Raw genomic sequence first — 17,733 nt, 5'->3', positions numbered from 1 at the left:
TTATACTAAAATCGACTTTAAAGCGTCATTCATGCTGCGAACCGCATCTGCACTTTTAGCAAACAAAGCTTTCTCTTGATCGTTTAATTTAATATCTACGATCTCTTCAACTCCATTTTTACCAATTATACACGGAACTCCGATACAAATGTCGTTTTGCCCATACTCGCCTTCTACAAAGACAGAACAAGCAATCATTTTTTTCTGGTCGTTTAAAATACTGTCTACTAAATACGCTACAGAAGCTCCTGGTGCATACCAAGCTGATGTTCCTAAAAGCCCTGTAAGAGTTGCTCCTCCAACCATTGTATCGGCAGCAACTTTTTGCAATACTTCTTCTGAAAGAAATTGCGAAACCGGAATTCCGTTATAAGATGCTAAACGCGTTAATGGAATCATAGTAGTATCACCGTGTCCGCCAATTACCATAGCAGAAACATCATTTGCAGGTTTATCTAAAGCAAGAGAAAGATAAGTTCTAAAACGAGAGCTGTCTAATGCTCCTCCCATACCTATAATTCTGTTTTTTGGTAAACCTGTTGCTTTTAAAGCTAAGTATGTCATAGTATCCATAGGATTTGAAACTACAACTATTATGGTATTTGGAGAATGTTTTAGTACATTTTCCGCAACTGTTTTTACAATTCCGGCATTTATACCTATTAACTCTTCTCTAGTCATTCCTGGTTTTCTTGGAATTCCTGACGTAATTACCACTACATCACTTCCTGCAGTTTTAGAATAGTCATTGGTTACACCTGATACTTTGGTATTAAAACCAGTATTAGTGGCGCATTGCATAATATCCAAAGCTTTACCCTCAGCAAAACCTTCTTTAATATCCAACAATACTACTTCACTTGCAATTCCTCTATACGAGATAACATCTGCACATGTAGCTCCAACATTTCCTGCTCCTACAATAGTAACTTTCATATTTTTTACTTTATCGGTTATTAATCTGTTTATTTATAAATCAACAATTCGTTTAATCGTTTAAGTAAATTTAAACAATTAAACGAATTGAAGGTTCTATTCTGTTTTATTATGCATCAATATTTGCGTAAACTGCATTTTTCTCGATAAATTCTCTACGCGGCGGTACTTCATCACCCATTAACATTGAGAAAACTCTATCAGCTTCAGCTAAGCTATCAATGGTTACTTGACGCAGTGTTCTAAAGTTTGGATCCATAGTTGTTTCCCATAACTGCTCTGCGTTCATCTCTCCAAGACCTTTATAACGTTGGATAGCTGCACTTCCTCCCATTCTTTCATTCGCCTGATCACGCTGAACATCATTCCAAGCATATTCTTTCTTTTGTCCTTTTTTAACTAAGTATAAAGGTGGTGCTGCAATATATACGTGTCCTTCTTCAATAAGCTCTTTCATGAAACGGAAGAAGAATGTTAATATTAAGGTAGAAATGTGACTACCATCGACATCGGCATCACACATGATGATTACTTTGTGGTATCTTAGTTTTTCAAGATTTAATGCTTTACTGTCTTCTGCAGTACCAACTGTAACTCCTAAAGCTGTAAAGATATTACGAATCTCTTCATTTTCAAATACTTTATGATGCATCGCTTTCTCCACATTCAAGATTTTACCACGTAATGGTAAAATCGCTTGAAAGTTACGATCACGACCTTGTTTTGCTGTTCCACCAGCCGAATCTCCCTCGACTAGATAAACCTCACATCTTGCTGGATCTTGTTCTGAACAGTCAGATAATTTTCCTGGCAATCCGCCGCCGCCCATTACAGTTTTACGCTGTACCATTTCACGCGCTTTTTTTGCTGCGTGACGTGCCTGAGCTGCTAAAATTACTTTTTGGATAATTACTTTTGCATCATTTGGATTTTCTTCCAAATAATTTTCTAACATTTCTCCAACTGCCTGCGAAACCGGAGAAACTACTTCTCTATTTCCAAGTTTTGTTTTGGTCTGTCCTTCAAATTGAGGCTCAGCAACTTTTACCGAAATAATAGCTGTTAATCCTTCACGGAAGTCATCTCCCGCAATTTCGAATTTCAATTTATCCAACATTCCAGAAGCATCTGCATATTTTTTAAGGGTTCTTGTTAAACCACTTCTAAAACCTTGCAGGTGAGTTCCTCCTTCGTGTGTATTGATATTATTTACGTAAGAAAAAATATTCTCTGTATAACTTGTATTATAAATCAAAGCAACCTCAACAGGAATTTCACCTTTGTCGTGATCCATGCTGATTACGTGAGAAATAATTGGCTCACGATTACCATCTAAATAACGAATGTATTCTTTAAGACCTTCTGTTGAATGGAATACTTCACTTTTAAACTCGCCTTTTTCGTCAACTTCTCTTTTGTCTGTAAACGTAATTGTGATTCCTTTATTTAAGAAAGAAAGCTCACGCATACGAGCTGACAAAGTATCATAAGAGAACTCTGTAGTTTGTGTAAAAATGGTATTATCAGGGTAGAAAGTCTGACGTGTACCTCTTTTTTCAGTTTCTCCTATTTGTTTAACTGGATATAAAGATTTTCCTCTTTCGTATTCTTGTTCGTAAATTTTACCTTCTCTAAAAACTGTCGATTTCATATGAACCGAAAGTGCGTTTACTACAGAAACCCCAACACCGTGAAGACCTCCAGAAACCTTATAAGAATCTTTATCAAATTTACCTCCGGCACCAATTTTAGTCATTACAACCTCTAGTGCAGAAACTCCTTCTTTTTTATGCAAATCAACAGGAATACCACGTCCGTTATCTTCAACTGTTACAGAGCCATCTTCGTTTATTGCAACACTAATCGCATCACAATGTCCTCCCATCGCCTCATCAATTGAGTTATCGACAACTTCATAAACCAAATGGTGCAGCCCTCGAACCCCTACATCTCCAATATACATCGATGGACGCATTCTTACGTGCTCCATTCCTTCTAATGCCTGAATACTATCTGCTGAATAATTGTTCTTCTTGATTTCTTCGCTCATATAATTTATTCTAAAAAATGTATTTATTGTCTAACACGCAAATATATAAAAACGCGGACTATATACCCATAAAATTCCGACTTAAAGCACTTAAGTTATCAACACAATTGTTTAAAAAATCAAAAAATAACTTCTAAATTCCAAAATTTAGCCGCTAAAAAAAATAAAACCAAAAAAATCGTCAATTTTTTCAAATTCCAATCCCAAAGCTTAGGGACAAATTCCAAATACCAAAACTAAAAACAACATAAAAGCAAAATCCGAAATAACAATTTAATGTTATTTCGGATTTTATAATTCATCCAAATTGGAATTTGAATTTTATAAAGCTGAGGATTTTATCCTTTATTATTTTTTGTTAAAATCTCCCGCATAAATTGAAGTCATTTTATCCAAGCTTATATACTTTTTCAAAACTGCATTAATTTCTTCAATTTTCAATGCTTTTACTTTACTTTCAAGCGTATCATAATCCTCAAGTGGTGTTCCGTATTGAAGATATGCATTTGTTAAAGCAATCAAAGTGCCATCATTTCCTAATCTGGTTTTTCGTTCGTTAAGCCAGCTTGTTAAGTTTGATTTTAATTCTTCAGCCGTAAAACCATCTTTTAATGCTTTTGAGATTTCTTCTTTAGCCGCAGTTTCAACTGCATTTTTTTTCGTTGGATTTAAAAAAGCATAATACAGCCAATATGCCGCATCATTTGTAGTTGGAATATTTATAAACGATCCCGCTCCATAACTAATTCCTTCTTTCTCTCTTAATCGCATTGGAATTCTAGCTGTTAAAAAACCGCCGCTTCCTAACATTTCATTTGCCATAACAAATGCCGGATAATCAGGACTTTTTAAATTCATTTTAAAACTTATTTTTCCTATTGCAACAGCATTTTCTTTATCAGGCGTAATAAATTCTTTGTCTAATTTTTTCGTTTCAAAAAAGGTAGGCTGTGCCATCACGTATTTTGATTTAGAATTCCATTTTCCAAATGTATTTTCTAAAATTTCTGCTGTAGTTTTTGCATCCAAATCTCCAACTACACTTCCAAATCCATTGTTTCCTCCTAGAATATTGTTATAAAAATCAACAATTTCTGATTGTTTTATCTTTTTATAAGCATCAATTTGTTCCTGAACTGTTGACGTATAAAAAATACTTTCTTTAGAATATTCTTCCGTTTGTTTCGAAACTTGTACAAAAGCAACAGCCTGAGGATCATTTAAACTAGATTCTAAATAAGTATTGTATTCATTAATTGTTTTGGTTAACTCGTTTTGAGGAAAAGTTGAATTCACCAACAAATCACCCAAAATTTCCATAACTTCTTTGAAGCTTTCTTTGTATGTATTAACGTTTACTGACAAATTCTGCCCAGAATAACTAAAATTCAAACTAGACTTTAACTGATCTAATCGATCACTTATTTGTTCTTTTGTTTTGGTTTTAGTCCCTGTTTTTAGCAATTGAGCAAGGATCGCTCCTGTATCTGTTTTTCCTGCCAAGTCTTTTTCATTACTTACAGGAAACTTGAAACTAGCTTGAACTTTTCCGCCTTTTATTTCTTTTTTAATAAGACCATATTTTGCTCCATTGCTTAATTTTCCTTCAACAAAATTTTGTTTTAAGTTTTTTATAGAAGCTTCAAAAGCTGCCGTTTCTTTCTCTAACGCTTTTCCTTTGTAGTCTTTAGTAAAAGCGGCTAACTGCTCATCTGTATACTCTGAAGGTTTAACTCTTTGCTCGTCTTTTGATGGAATAAATATCCCGATTGTTCTGTTATTGCTTCTAAAATATCTTTCTGCAACTCTTTGAATATCTTCTTTTGTAAGATTTTCGATTGCATCTCTGTACAAAAAGCCCAATCTATAATCACCTGCACCAATAATTTCGGTAAGATTTATGGCAAATGAAATGGTATTATTTTTTACACCTTCAATTTGCTTAATAAGCTTTGCTTTAGCTCTGCTCACATCTTCGTCTGTATATTTCGTAGAAGCTATTTTGTCTAACTCTGTTCTTACCAGATCTCTTGTTGTTACCACATCTTTATCATTAGGAACCGCAACTCCAAAATACATAAAACTAGCATCTCTAGTTGTTGGCTGCCAGAAATATATACTAGACACTTTTTGAGTTTCTACTAACGCTTTATACAAATATCCTGAAGGATCTGCAGTCAAAATCTCACCTAAAGCATCAATCGCTGCATAATCTTTATCGACATAAGCTGCTGTGTGATACAAGGCTCCAACATTTTTGCTATCACCAGCTCTTTTAAGTTCTACATACTTTTCACCATCTTGCGCTGGTTCAATCGTATAAGTTTTATTTAGAACTCTTTTAGGTTTGGCAATTGCTCCAAAATATTGTCCGATATATTGCAGTGCCTTTTTCTCGTCAAATTTACCCGCTATAATCAGAGTTGCATTGTCCGGCTGATAATATTTCTCATAAAAAACTCTAAGCGTATTCGCTTTTACTCTTTCTATATCTTCTTTACTCCCAATAGTACTATTCCCGTAATTATGCCAAAGGTAGGCTGTAGATAAAATTCTTTCTTGCAAAACACCGTCAGGATTGTTTTCCCCGATTTCAAATTCGTTTCGAACTACCGAAAACTCTTTGTCTAAATCAGTTTGCAAAATAGTAGCATTTATCATTCTGTCCGCTTCCATCTCAACACTCCATTTTAAGTTTTCATCAGTTGATGGAAAAACTTCATAATAATTAGTACGATCTAACCAAGTAGTTCCGTTTGCACTTCCACCTTTATCAGAAAGCATTTTCTTAATATCACCTAGATTTTTTGTGCTTTTAAAAAGCATGTGCTCTAATAAATGCGCCATTCCTTTTTCGCCGTAACCTTCATGTCTAGATCCTACGTTATAGACAATATTTACAACCATATTGCTTTGTGAGGCATCTGGAATCAGCAGCACTTTTAGTCCATTATTCAAAGAATATTCCTTTACACCTTCAACATTTTTAATGTATTTTGGCGTTTCAATCTTTTGTGCATTAACAGGACTCATGGAGGCAAATGCACAATACAACGCTCCACTTAGTAATAGTTTTCTCATAGGTAATAGTTAGTGATTAAAAAAGCAGTAATTTTTTTGGTACTCAAATATAGTATTTTTCCTAACCAAGGCAAATTGAAATTAACTTAGTTTTAGCATTTTATGTTTTAGCTAAACTTCTAACTGTCCACGCAATAAAACTCAATAATTCTAAACAAAAAAATCCGAAACTCACCTTTAAAATGTGGTTTCGGATCTTGTACTTTATATTTTTAATCAACTTAAAACAGACTTCTAACTTTAGATTGCCAATCCTGATTTTACAGTTTCAACATCATCAGAAATGTGCGCTGCATTTGCTCTTCCACTTGGATCAAGATTGTCCTGCCATTTCGGAATCCATTTTCTAACGGTTTGTCCGGCACTAACCTGTGGATAGTATTTATGGAATATTGATCTGTAATAATAAGCTTCTTTTGTTGTTGGTGTATTGTATGGAAACTCAGCAGCTGCGCCAGCCAATTGTTCATCTGAAACTTGAGACGAACAATATTCTATAAGTTCATCAACCCAGCGATACCCAACTCCATCAGAAAATTGTTCTTTCTGTCTCCATAAAACGCTCTCTGGTAAATATGGATCTTCTGGTGTATCAAAAGCTTTACGTAAAATGTATTTTTCAATTCCGTCGTACATTTTAGGTTGTTTTTCTTCGGTTTTAATTCGAATTGCAGCATCTAAAAAATGAGAATCGAGAAATGGAATTCTTGCTTCTATTCCGTTTGCCATTGTAGTTTTATCTGCACGAAGTAAATCTGCTGTAAACAACTTTTGAACTCTTTCGATTGTTTCGTCTTGAAATTCATCTGCCGAAGGCGCATTTCTAAAATACAAATGACCTCCAAAAATTTCATCTGCACCTTCTCCTGAAAATATTATTTTTATTCCTTTTTCGCTGATAACTTTCGACAATAAGTACATTGGAACTCCTGAACGCACTGAAATAATATCATATGTTTCAATGTGATATATTACTTTTTCTAATGCTTCTACTCCTTCTGCAACAGTAAAATGAATCTCATGATGATCTGTTCCTAAAAATTCAGCAGCTTTTCGAGCCTTTTTATTATCTGGTGAATCAGCATCTAAACCAATAGAAAATGTTGGCAGTTTTTTGCCTTTTTCTTTAAAGAAACGTGAGGCAATCGAGGATATTAAAGAAGAATCTAAACCTCCTGATAATATAGCACCAACCTGCACATTACCCATCAAACGTTTACGAACGGATTCTACTAATGTATTACGAATCAAATCTAAATCAAGAGACTTATTAGCCTTTGCTCGATCTTCATATTCTGGATTATAATATTTTACAAAACCTTTCTTTGCTGTATAATAGTGTCCCGGAGGAAATGTTGAAAATGATTTACATTGGTCTGCGATCGATTTCATTTCTGAAGCAAAATAAATTCTTCCTCTTTCATCTAAACCATAATACAAAGGTTTAACACCAATTGGATCACGTCCGGCAATATAATTATCACCGTCGATAATCACAAAAGCAAAATCACCGTCTAACTTATTACAAAAATCATATCCAAATTCTTCATACAAATGCACGATAACTTCAGAATCTGAATTTGTTCTGAATGTATGCTCTTTTAAAACTGTATTTTTTAATTCCTGATAATTGTAAATTTCACCATCATGAACCATCCAGGCCTTTTTAGTTCCTTGAATAGGCTGTTTCCCTGATTGCAAATCTATAATGGATAAACTTTCATGACAAAGTATACTGCCATTTTCCATAATCTGTAAATCACTCTCATCGGGACCACGATATGACATTCTTTTAGAAAGCTCTTTTACAAGCTGCGGGTCTTTTCCTTTGCCAATAACGGCTAATAATCCAGACATACTATTCTATTTTTTTATTACATTCCTTTCAATGAAAATTCAAATTGAATCCAACATTAAAAAATCATTAAAATTTCTATTAAAAGCAAAGCTAAATATTAATTCTTTCTTTTCTAATTTTTTAGTATTAAAAAATGCGTCGATTTTATTTTATTTTGATAAATATCAAATATAAAACGAAAGCTAAATCAATTTTCCCTTTTTCACCCCTAAAAAACTAAAAATCAAACAATTTAACATTCTTAGACAAGAAAAACGTCCTCGGTTAGAGAACGTCTTTCATCAAAATATACTAATTCTAAAATAAACTTTTTTATGCTTTAGCATAAGCATCATCATGAACGCTTGCAACTGCTCTTCCAGAAGGATCGTTCATGTTTTTAAATGCTTCATCCCATTCTAAAGCGATTTTTGTACTACAAGCTACACTTGCTTCTTGAGGTACACATAATGCTGCTGCGTCACTTGGAAAGTGCTCTGCAAAAATAGAACGATAGTAGTACTCTTCTTTTGACGTTGGCGTTTGCAATGGGAATTTGTATTTAGCATTTGCCAATTGCTCATCCGAAACTTCTCTGCCTACCACTTCTTTCAAAGTATCAATCCAGCTGTATCCTACTCCATCCGAAAATTGCTCTTTTTGTCTCCATGCAACACTTTCTGGAAGCATATCTTCAAAAGCTTTACGAACCACCCATTTTTCCATCGGATGTTCTTTGTTGATCATTTTATCTTGCGGGTTGATGCGCATTGCAACATCCATAAATTCTTTATCTAAGAAAGGAACACGTCCTTCAATTCCCCATGCAGCTAAACTTTTGTTAGCACGCAAACAATCGTACATATGAAGTTTTCCTAATTTACGAACGTTTTCTTCGTGAAATTCTCTTGCGTTTGGTGCTTTGTGGAAATATAAATATCCTCCAAATAACTCATCTGCACCTTCACCAGACAATACCATTTTAATTCCCATTGATTTGATAACTCTCGCCATTAACCACATCGGAGTTGAAGCTCTTACTGTAGTAACATCATAAGTTTCAAGGTTGTAAATTACATCACGAACAGCATCCAAACCTTCTTGAATGGTGAATTTAATTTCGTGGTGAATCGTTCCAATATGATCTGCTACTTTTCTCGCTGCTGCTAGATCAGGCGAACCTTCTAAACCAACTGAGAAAGAGTGCAATTGCGGATACCAAGCATCTGTAGTATCATCTGACTCAATACGTTTTTGCGCAAATTTTTTGGCTACAGCCGAAGTAATAGAAGAATCTAAACCTCCTGAAAGTAAAACTCCGTAAGGAACATCACTCATTAATTGTCTATGAACCGCAGCTTCTAACGCTTTTTTGATTTCTGGAATACTAGTCTCGTTATCTTTTACTGCATCATATTCTGTCCAGTCTCTTTTGTACCATTGTACAAATTCGCCGTCTTTACTTGTCATATAATGTCCTGGAGGGAATAACTCAATTTTTGTACAGTATCCTTCTAAAGCTTTTAATTCTGAAGCTACATAAAAAGTTCCGTGCTGATCCCAACCGATATACAAAGGAATAATTCCCATATGGTCACGAGCAATAAAATACTCATCTTTATCGACATCATAAATAGCAAATCCAAAGATTCCGTTCATTTCATCAACAAAATGAGGTCCTTTTTCTTTGTAAAGAGCCAAGATCACTTCGCAGTCACTTTCAGTTTGAAAGTTATATCTTCCTTCAAATTGTTTACGCAAATCTCTGTGGTTGTAAATTTCACCATTTGCAGCCAAAACCAATTTTTTATCTTCTGTAAATAAAGGTTGTTTTCCTGAAGCTGGATCTACAATAGCCAAACGCTCATGTGAAAGAATTGCTTTATCATTGCTGTAAATTCCGCTCCAGTCCGGTCCGCGGTGACGAATGATTTTAGACATTTCTAATACTTGAGGTCTTAAAGTCTCGGCTTTTTGTTTTAGATCAAAGGCACATACAATTCCACACATAATCTTATATTTTTATTTTTAAATTTTAATTTGATAAGGCAAAGATGCGATATCAGTTACAATTGAAAAACACAAATATCAAATTCAGTTACAATTTAAAACCATAAAACAAATTTTACATATAAAATGTAAAATTTTAACATCAAAAAAAGGGCTAAACTTATAATTTTTAATTTCAAGCCTAATTAAAGCACAAAACACAAGGTTTTAAAGCAATATTTGAATTAAACTCCGAGATATTCAAATATTAATAAAAAATTCTCAGGAAGATTAGAAAAAGCTATTCGCAAATTATTCTATAGTTAGTATTGTCATTTCGACTGAAAGGAGAAATCACACTAGAAACTCCGCAAAGAAAAGCACCAATCTTTGTCGATCTGCATGTGCGATTTCTCCTTTCAGTCGAAATGACATACTTTGTGATTAAGGCATCGCTTTAAAAAAAAAGATTATTCCTAAAACTATAAACGTAATTATAGTAGTCCAATTTTTGAACGTCTTAAAATTAACTTCAGATTTATATCGTTTATTTTTTTCTAGAATATCTTTTTTCCACAGTTTATGAAGTTTATAAAAAGCAAAAGATGCTCCAAAGAGCGAAAAGCTGCATATTAAATAAGGATAATCCATTAGCTAATTTCTTGAATGAGATACTTTGTACCGTTAATCTCAAACTCAAAACCTACTTTATTTCCCATTAAATGATTTCCCAACGGAGATTGTGGAGAAAGTGCAATAACATTAATACCGTCAATTGTAATTTTAGGAAGCGCAACACTCAAATACAAATAGATTCCGTTTGCTTTTACCAGACTTCCTAAAATAATATTCTCGGTAGTTTTTGATGGATCAATCTTATCTAAAATGGCTTTCTGCGCAATTGCTTCTTTCAATTTATTGGTCAATTTTTCCTGTTCAATATGCATCATCGACAAAGCCGTTTCGTGCTTATCGCCTGCAGATCCTTTTGCATCGTTTTTAGAATCTTCTGTCAATCCCGAAATCATGTCTTTAAAAACATCAATTCGATCCTGAACCATTTGTAGATAATGATTGTATATTTTTTGTTTGAATTCCATTCTTTAAAGGTACTGAGGTTCTGAGAAGCAAAGGTGCAAAGGTTTTTTCTCTTTGTCTATTTTTTTTATTCAAAAAAAGTACTTGGATAAACCACATTTCCGCTGACACCTGATAATCCATTTTCAGTCAAAGAAATTACCATACAGTTTTCAGCAGGAACATCAAAAGGCATTTTGATATTGTATTTTTCACAAAGCTCATATCCAAATCTCGGGTAATAGTCTTGATGCCCCAATAAAATAACCGATTTATATCCTAACTTTTTTGCCGTTTCATGACCGAATAAAATAAGTTTTGAGCCAATTCCTTTTCCTTGAAATTCTGGCAAAACCGAAACTGGAGCCAATGCCAAAGACTCAAATGATTGAGATTCATTTTTAATCTCCAATTTTGTAAATAAAATATGCCCGACGATTTTGTTCTCAACTTCGGCAACAATAGATAACTCAGGAATGAAAGCTTCCGATTTTCGCAGTCTTTCAACCAAAAACTGTTCTTTGTGATCGCTGTATTCTTCCTTTTCAAAAGCCTTTTCAATCAGCTGAAAAACACTTTTATAATCGTTTTCATTTTCTTGTCTCAGTTTGATTTCCATCTTTTATAAAGTTACAAAGGTTCTAAGTTACAAAGATGCAAAGGTTTTATACAGTCTCAAAAAAAGTTAGCCGCGAATTCACGAATTTTTTAATTAATTCGTGAATTCGCGGCTTAAAATTTATGCTAAGAACTTTGTGTCTTTGCGCCTTCGTAGCAAATAGCTTTTAAAAATCGAATTTATAATTTCCTCCAGCTAGAACCTGGAATCCTTGTACTGGATAATTCAACCATCTTTCATAAGCTTGATTTCCTATATTATTCAGTTTTAAGAAGAAAGTCAAACGTTCGCTGTATTTGTATCCTAAATGTGCATTGGCATCAAAATAACTTTTTAATGTAATTGGAGTTCCCAGAGCTGCCACATTCAAATTAGTCTGCATGTCTTTACGTTCGCCCACATAAAAAACATTTAAACCAGCATACCATTGTTTTGTAATATTAACATCTAGATTTGAACTCAATTTCATAGAAGGCAGATTCCATGCTTCTAAACCATCTGTTTTATAACTATTAAAAGTACCATTAATTCCAAAAGAAACATTTTGAGAAAAATCAGCTTTTAATTCTCCGTAGAAACGCAAAGTTCTAACATCATCATAAATCACCCCAAACGAGTTTCCAAAAGCATAATTCTGATTCGAAAAATCTTCTGTATAATCATTGCTTTTAAACAATGCTTTGTCTTTTTCATTCAAATAAGAAGCTGTTAAATTATAATTGATATTATTTGCCAGTTTCCCTTTTAATCCTGCAAAAACATTATATTGAGTACTGCTTGGCTTCATATTTAAAGTTGGAGACAAAAATGGATTTTGAGTAACAAAATCAGCATAAGAGTTTTGATTCAAACTTCCGTTTACTCCTGTATAAAAAATCATTAAATCGCCTACCAATTTGTATGAAGCATTTACTTTTGGGTAAACATAAAACTTATTACCGCTGTTTTCAGAATCTAAACCATAAAATAATCCAGCACCTAACTCAAGCGTCCATTCGTTTTCATGAATCACAAAACTAGGTTCAACTCCAAAATTTGTTAAACTATATTTTAATGGCTCAACATTATTATACGCATAATTATGATCGAACGAACCACTAACATGATCTATAATAATATTGGTATTGATTGCCTGATCCATAACATCAACTTTAAAAGTCGGCTTCACATAAAAACGATTCTCAGAAGAAGAAAAACTATCTGAAAAATGCGTAAATCTTGCATCTATTTTATTGAAAATACTTTCGCTAAACTCTACATTTCCTCCTAATGAAATAGTGTTATAAGAATGATTTGGATTAATTCCTCTTATCAAATCTTCTTGTGTTGCAGGCGGCAGCGTCATTCCAAAATCAGAAGGAAGACCGTACCAGTTATAAATTTGGTTTTGATACCCCAAATCAACTCCCCATGATACATCACGATTAATTACACCATAACCTACATTCAATGCCGTATCATAAAACTCATCGTTCAGATTAACATCTTTAATTCCACCTTGCGAAGAATGATGACGAAACATTCCTGCTAAATAATCATTATTTCCTAAATCCTGTGTTACAAACAACTCTGCGTTTAATGTTCCGTAATTTCCAACACCTAAAGTTGCGTAATTATTAAACAATCTTTCCTTTTTAGATTTTTCAACGCCTTCAGCTTTTCCTTTTGATGGTGTAAAAGTCGACGCCACGGGAACTGATAAAATGCTATATTTTATAGTTTCTTTAGGCTGATTTCCAGCGTCGTCCAGCGAAGGAGTTTCTTTTACTTTAAAAGCGTCTGAGATTGTCGGCGAATAAGGTTTTACCACATTTACAGTTTCAGTTCCGATGTTTTCATTTTTCTTTTGCGAAAACGAAAGCTGACCAACAAGCAACACAAGTAAAACGATGATTTTATTTCGGCAATTAATTTTCATATTTATTTTATTTTGTGAAATGTTTTCTGCAAAATATAAACTGTTAAAAACAATCCTATATAGATTCGCATTTTTACATTTTACCATTCACATTTCACAATTATCTAATTTTCTAATTCTCTCAATTTTCTAATTATTAAGCTTCCCACTCGCCTTTTGCAACAAACTGCGCTTTTCCGCCTATATTAATATCAAACTCATTCTCTTTTAATTCTCCTTTAAAATAAATTTCTGAGGGACGGTTAATATAATCTCCTTGATAATTAACTATTTCAAGTTCTGGCTTGTGATATTTTAATAAAAATGCTTGTAAACAAGTGCTCGCGCTTCCTGTTGCTGCATCTTCAACTAATTGGTTATGCTCAATACACAACATTCTGCTAAACAATTTTGATCCTTCTAAATAATAGAAATACAAGGCTCTATGTGGAGTTTTGCAATTCTTCTTCAACCATTCATCGGTTTTATCTTTATCTAAAACCAGATTTTCTAATGCTCTTTTGCTGCTTAATCCAACCATCACAAAAGCGCTTCCGGTTGTAACTTCCTGAATTGGAAATTGATTTTCAAAATCGTGGTTTTTCAAATTACTGAATACCGAAAAATCTTCTTTCGAAAAAATGTCCCAAAATTTTGGCTGTGCTGCTTTTAACCAAATCAAACCTTCAGATTGTTGAATTGAAATAGGTCCAATTGGCACATTTAGTTTTATACTCTCTGGCGAATTATCAAATACTTTATTCATCAAAACCCATGAAGTTCCAATTATTGGATGTCCTGCAAATTGCATTTCATGAGCAGGTGTAAATATTTTTATCTCTGCTTTATTATTTTCTTTATCCAGTTTGGTTACAAATGTGCTTTCTGCAAAATTTATTTCTCTTGCAATCTGCTGCATTTGATCCTTACTTAAATTTTCACCCTCTAAAAAAACCGCCAGCTGATTTCCAGCATATTTTTTATCAGCAAAAACATCAACTATATAAAAAGGTAAACTCATTTCTTTTTCTTTCTTTACTTAACGAATCTAGAGGAAAGAGACAAGACTTTTATAGAATCTTGCATCTTGCATCTTTTTCTACAACTTTCTTATTTATTAATAGACGAATTGGTTTTAGATTCTTCCAATTTAATCGCACTCAACTCTTTTTTAGCCTCTTCAACAACATCTGGAAAATCAGTAAAATTGTTAATTACGTTATCCAAAATATAAGTTGCCTGATAGCTGTCTTTTAATCCGTAGAAATTTTTAGCCATTAAAACCAAACCTTTCGCTCCATAATATTTGTAAGCCGAATAATTCTTCGCTAATTTTTGTACAGACACATTTGAAGCATCAAATTTGCCTTCTTTTGTTTTAAAATAAGCATCATAATACAAAGCCTCTGCTGCTAATTCTCCTTTTGAAGTTGCCGAAAGTTTTGCATAAGCCGCTTTCGCTTTTTCTTCGTCACCAGTCTGCATTGCTGCACGCGCAACTATAATTTGTGCATCCGCTTTTACGTTTGCATCCGTTTTTGCATTCTGTAATACTTTATCAGCATAAACAACTGAATTATTATAATCCTTTTTGTCATAATAACATTTCATCAAATTAGCCTGTGCAAAGCTTTTGTTTTGAGGAAAATCAGCTTCATTCTCTAAACGAACTAAAACCGGAATCGATTTGTCGCAATCTTTCGCTTTTAAGTAAATTTGAGCCAATCTGCTTAATGATTGTTCTGTAAATTCACTTCTTGGCTGATCAATAACATATTGATAATTTGTTGTAGCTTTTGTTTCAGAACCCTCTGCATAAGTTAACTGCGCTAAATAAAAGTTAGCTTCAAGTGCGTGCAATCCTGATGGAAATTTACTCACATAACCTGCAAAACCAGTAATTGCAGCTTTATTGTTACTTTGGCTGTATTGTTTAAAAGCGGCATCGTAAGTATCATTATCCAACTCAGCATCTGTAACCGAAACGAAATCGAGCGTTCTAACCCAAGTTGCATATTCGTCTACTTTTCCTGAATCTACATAGATTAATCTCGCAGTCGAAACAGCTTCAAGCGCTTCTGGTGTTTTTGGAAATTCAGCAGCTACTTTTTTGAATTTTGTTAAAGCTTGTTCGTCACGATCTGAATTGTAATAAATCAAACCTTGCTTTAAAATCGATTTTGAAGTAAACGAACCATTTTTATATTCTGAAATCAACTGATCGAAAGTTTTAATCGCTAGATCATTCTTTTTATCAGCCACATACGTATTTCCTAATTCATACAAAGCATCATCACGATACTCTGATTTTTTATACATTTTAAGAAAGTTATTCAACTCAGCAATTTTCTGATCGTTTTTAGACATAAAACCGTAAGAAAGTGCTTTTTGAAATTGAGCATAATCAGCATCAACTCCTTTAGCATCAATTGCTTTTCCGTAAGCTTCATTTGCCTGCGCATATTTTGAAGTCACAAAACGAGAATCTCCTAAACGCAAATATGAATCGTTTAAACGACCTTTATCTTCTTTTGAATTATCAATTTGAGCTTGAAATGAATTGGCAGCTTGATCGTATTCTTTCAGTTTAAAATAAGTATAACCAATATTATAATTGATGTTTTTATATTCAGCAGTAGATTTCGCCGCAGCAAGTCCTGCAAACTGCTTGTAAGTCAATAATGCATTTTGAAAATCATCCGTAACATACTCTGTTTCTGCTTTCCAGAAAGTAGCACGTGCTGTAAATTCGGGTGTTTTTTGTTCGCTGATTGCGTTTTTAAACATTTTTGCAGCCTCAGCATAATTCGATTCATTAAACAATTCTACACCTCTATAAAAAAGCACTTTTTGATATGCTGCTTTATTTTCTGCTGTTCTGTTTTTTTCTAATAAAGTCAAAGCTTCCTTGTAGTTTTTAGTCGAAATATAAGAATCAACTAAAAGTTTCTCTACTTCTGCTCTGCTGGAATTATTTGGATATTTTTTCAAGAAATCAAGTAAAACACCAGGAACCGTTTGATAAGCGTTTCCAATATCATAACTTACTTTAGCGTAATTTAATGCGGCATCTTCCTGAATCTGCGCATTAAAATCCATTTCCGAAGCATTTTTAAACGCATTAAGCGCTTCTTGTTTTTTACCCGTATTCAAATAACTCAACCCTAAATGATAGTAAGCATTTTGGGCCACAAAATCTTTTCCTTCAATAATTTTATTGAATTGCGAAATTGCTTTTTCGTAGTTTTTCTGCTCATAGTACGCATAACCTAACTGATAAAAATCGGTATTATTCCACTTTCCTTTTTTACCTGCATATTGCTCTAAAAACGGAATGGCTTTATCGTATTGTTTTAAATTGAAATAACTTTCGCCAATAATTTTATTCAATTCAGACTTTTCCATTTCATTTGATTTCGCCATTGCTTTTTGACCCAAATCGATTGCTTTTTGGAAATTTCCAAGTTTAAAATTCATATCAGCCTGATAATATGAAAGCTTTTCTTTGTATTTTTCTTCGCCCGAAACTTCATCAAAATATTTGGTTGCTTCTTTGTAATCGTCGCCTTCATAAGCCATAAATCCTAAATAGTATTTAGCCTGAGAACCAAACACAGGAGAATTCACCACTTTATTAAAATAAGTTGTCGCTTCTTTTTTCTTTTTAGCAGTAAAATAACTGTATCCTTTTTGGAAATTAAATTTATCTGAGTCAGATTTACTCATGTAACTTTCATCTACTTTATCAAACCATTGCAACGCTTTTGGATAATTTCCTTGTTCGAAGAAATATTGCGCAACTTCAATATAAGCCTGATTTTGCTTTGTACTTGTTGGATAATCGTCAACAAACTTCGCCATTAACTCATCGGCATTAACCTGATTTGTTCTAATAGCGCAATTAGCAATGTAATAGGCGCAATCAGATTTTACTTCTTCTGTTGCAGCATGATTTTTTACATACTCAAAAATATGTTGTGCCGAAGCATATTGTTTGTCATTATACAAAGCCAGTGCTTTGTCAAAATCCTTTAAATCGTAAGTATAAATAGCTGATTTTTGTGCTGAAATCGTGGTCGAGATAAGGATAATTTGGAATAAAAAGAACCAGGAAAGTTTACGCATTTTAGTTTTATTTAGTATTCAAATTTATCATTTTATACCGTTTATAACGAAACGTTTCAGACTTTTATTATGAACAAAAAATTAAGATCTACAGTTTAAAAGCATAATTCAAACCATATAAG

General features: G+C 33.4%; 10 protein-coding genes. All 10 read right to left on the bottom strand.

All coding sequences use genetic code 11. From position 1 onward, the window contains the following. Complete coding sequence (gene mdh, locus ACHRV0_RS15425) at window positions 1–936, bottom strand: malate dehydrogenase (protein ID WP_089055237.1); 936 nt, start codon at window positions 934–936, stop codon at window positions 1–3. A gap of 109 nt (window positions 937–1,045) precedes the next feature. Beyond that, window positions 1,046–2,986: a DNA topoisomerase (ATP-hydrolyzing) subunit B gene (gene gyrB, locus ACHRV0_RS15420; RefSeq protein WP_129024226.1), complete on the bottom strand. Its 1,941-nt coding sequence runs from the start codon at window positions 2,984–2,986 to the stop codon at window positions 1,046–1,048. A 348-nt stretch (window positions 2,987–3,334) separates the two neighbouring features. Next, window positions 3,335–6,067 (bottom strand): M16 family metallopeptidase, encoded by a 2,733-nt coding sequence (locus ACHRV0_RS15415; protein WP_395441480.1) that lies wholly within the window; start codon window positions 6,065–6,067, stop codon window positions 3,335–3,337. A gap of 240 nt (window positions 6,068–6,307) precedes the next feature. Further along, a complete protein-coding gene (gene asnB, locus ACHRV0_RS15410) occupies window positions 6,308–7,924 on the bottom strand; it encodes an asparagine synthase B (protein WP_395441479.1) in 1,617 nt (538 codons plus the stop codon). Between the two features lie 313 nt (window positions 7,925–8,237). Beyond that, window positions 8,238–9,914, bottom strand: a complete 1,677-nt coding sequence (asnB, locus tag ACHRV0_RS15405; protein WP_129024229.1) for an asparagine synthase B — start codon at window positions 9,912–9,914, stop codon at window positions 8,238–8,240. Window positions 9,915–10,543: 629 nt separating this feature from the next. Continuing rightward, the gene (locus ACHRV0_RS15400; RefSeq protein WP_395441478.1) at window positions 10,544–10,993 is read right to left on the bottom strand and encodes a hypothetical protein; all 450 of its coding nucleotides are present in this window, start codon (window positions 10,991–10,993) and stop codon (window positions 10,544–10,546) included. 65 nt (window positions 10,994–11,058) lie between these two features. Then, the gene (locus ACHRV0_RS15395; RefSeq protein WP_395441477.1) at window positions 11,059–11,589 is read right to left on the bottom strand and encodes a GNAT family N-acetyltransferase; all 531 of its coding nucleotides are present in this window, start codon (window positions 11,587–11,589) and stop codon (window positions 11,059–11,061) included. Between the two features lie 166 nt (window positions 11,590–11,755). Next, on the bottom strand, window positions 11,756–13,507 hold the full coding sequence (locus ACHRV0_RS15390; protein ID WP_395441476.1) for a TonB-dependent receptor: 1,752 nt from the start codon (window positions 13,505–13,507) through the stop codon (window positions 11,756–11,758). Window positions 13,508–13,643: 136 nt separating this feature from the next. Continuing rightward, a complete protein-coding gene (locus tag ACHRV0_RS15385; RefSeq protein WP_395441475.1) occupies window positions 13,644–14,507 on the bottom strand; it encodes a PhzF family phenazine biosynthesis protein in 864 nt (287 codons plus the stop codon). A gap of 89 nt (window positions 14,508–14,596) precedes the next feature. After that, window positions 14,597–17,611 carry a tetratricopeptide repeat protein gene (locus tag ACHRV0_RS15380; RefSeq protein ID WP_395441474.1) on the bottom strand — a complete coding sequence of 1,005 codons (3,015 nt, stop codon included), beginning with the start codon at window positions 17,609–17,611 and terminating at the stop codon, window positions 14,597–14,599. Between the last annotated feature and the right edge of the window lie 122 nt (window positions 17,612–17,733).

The sequence above is a fragment of the Flavobacterium sp. FlaQc-30 genome, assembly GCF_044005885.1.
In the GTDB taxonomy this organism is placed as follows: Bacteria; Bacteroidota; Bacteroidia; order Flavobacteriales; family Flavobacteriaceae; genus Flavobacterium.
Note: the sequence above shows the minus strand (reverse complement) of the source record. Positions and strands in the feature narration are given on the sequence as shown.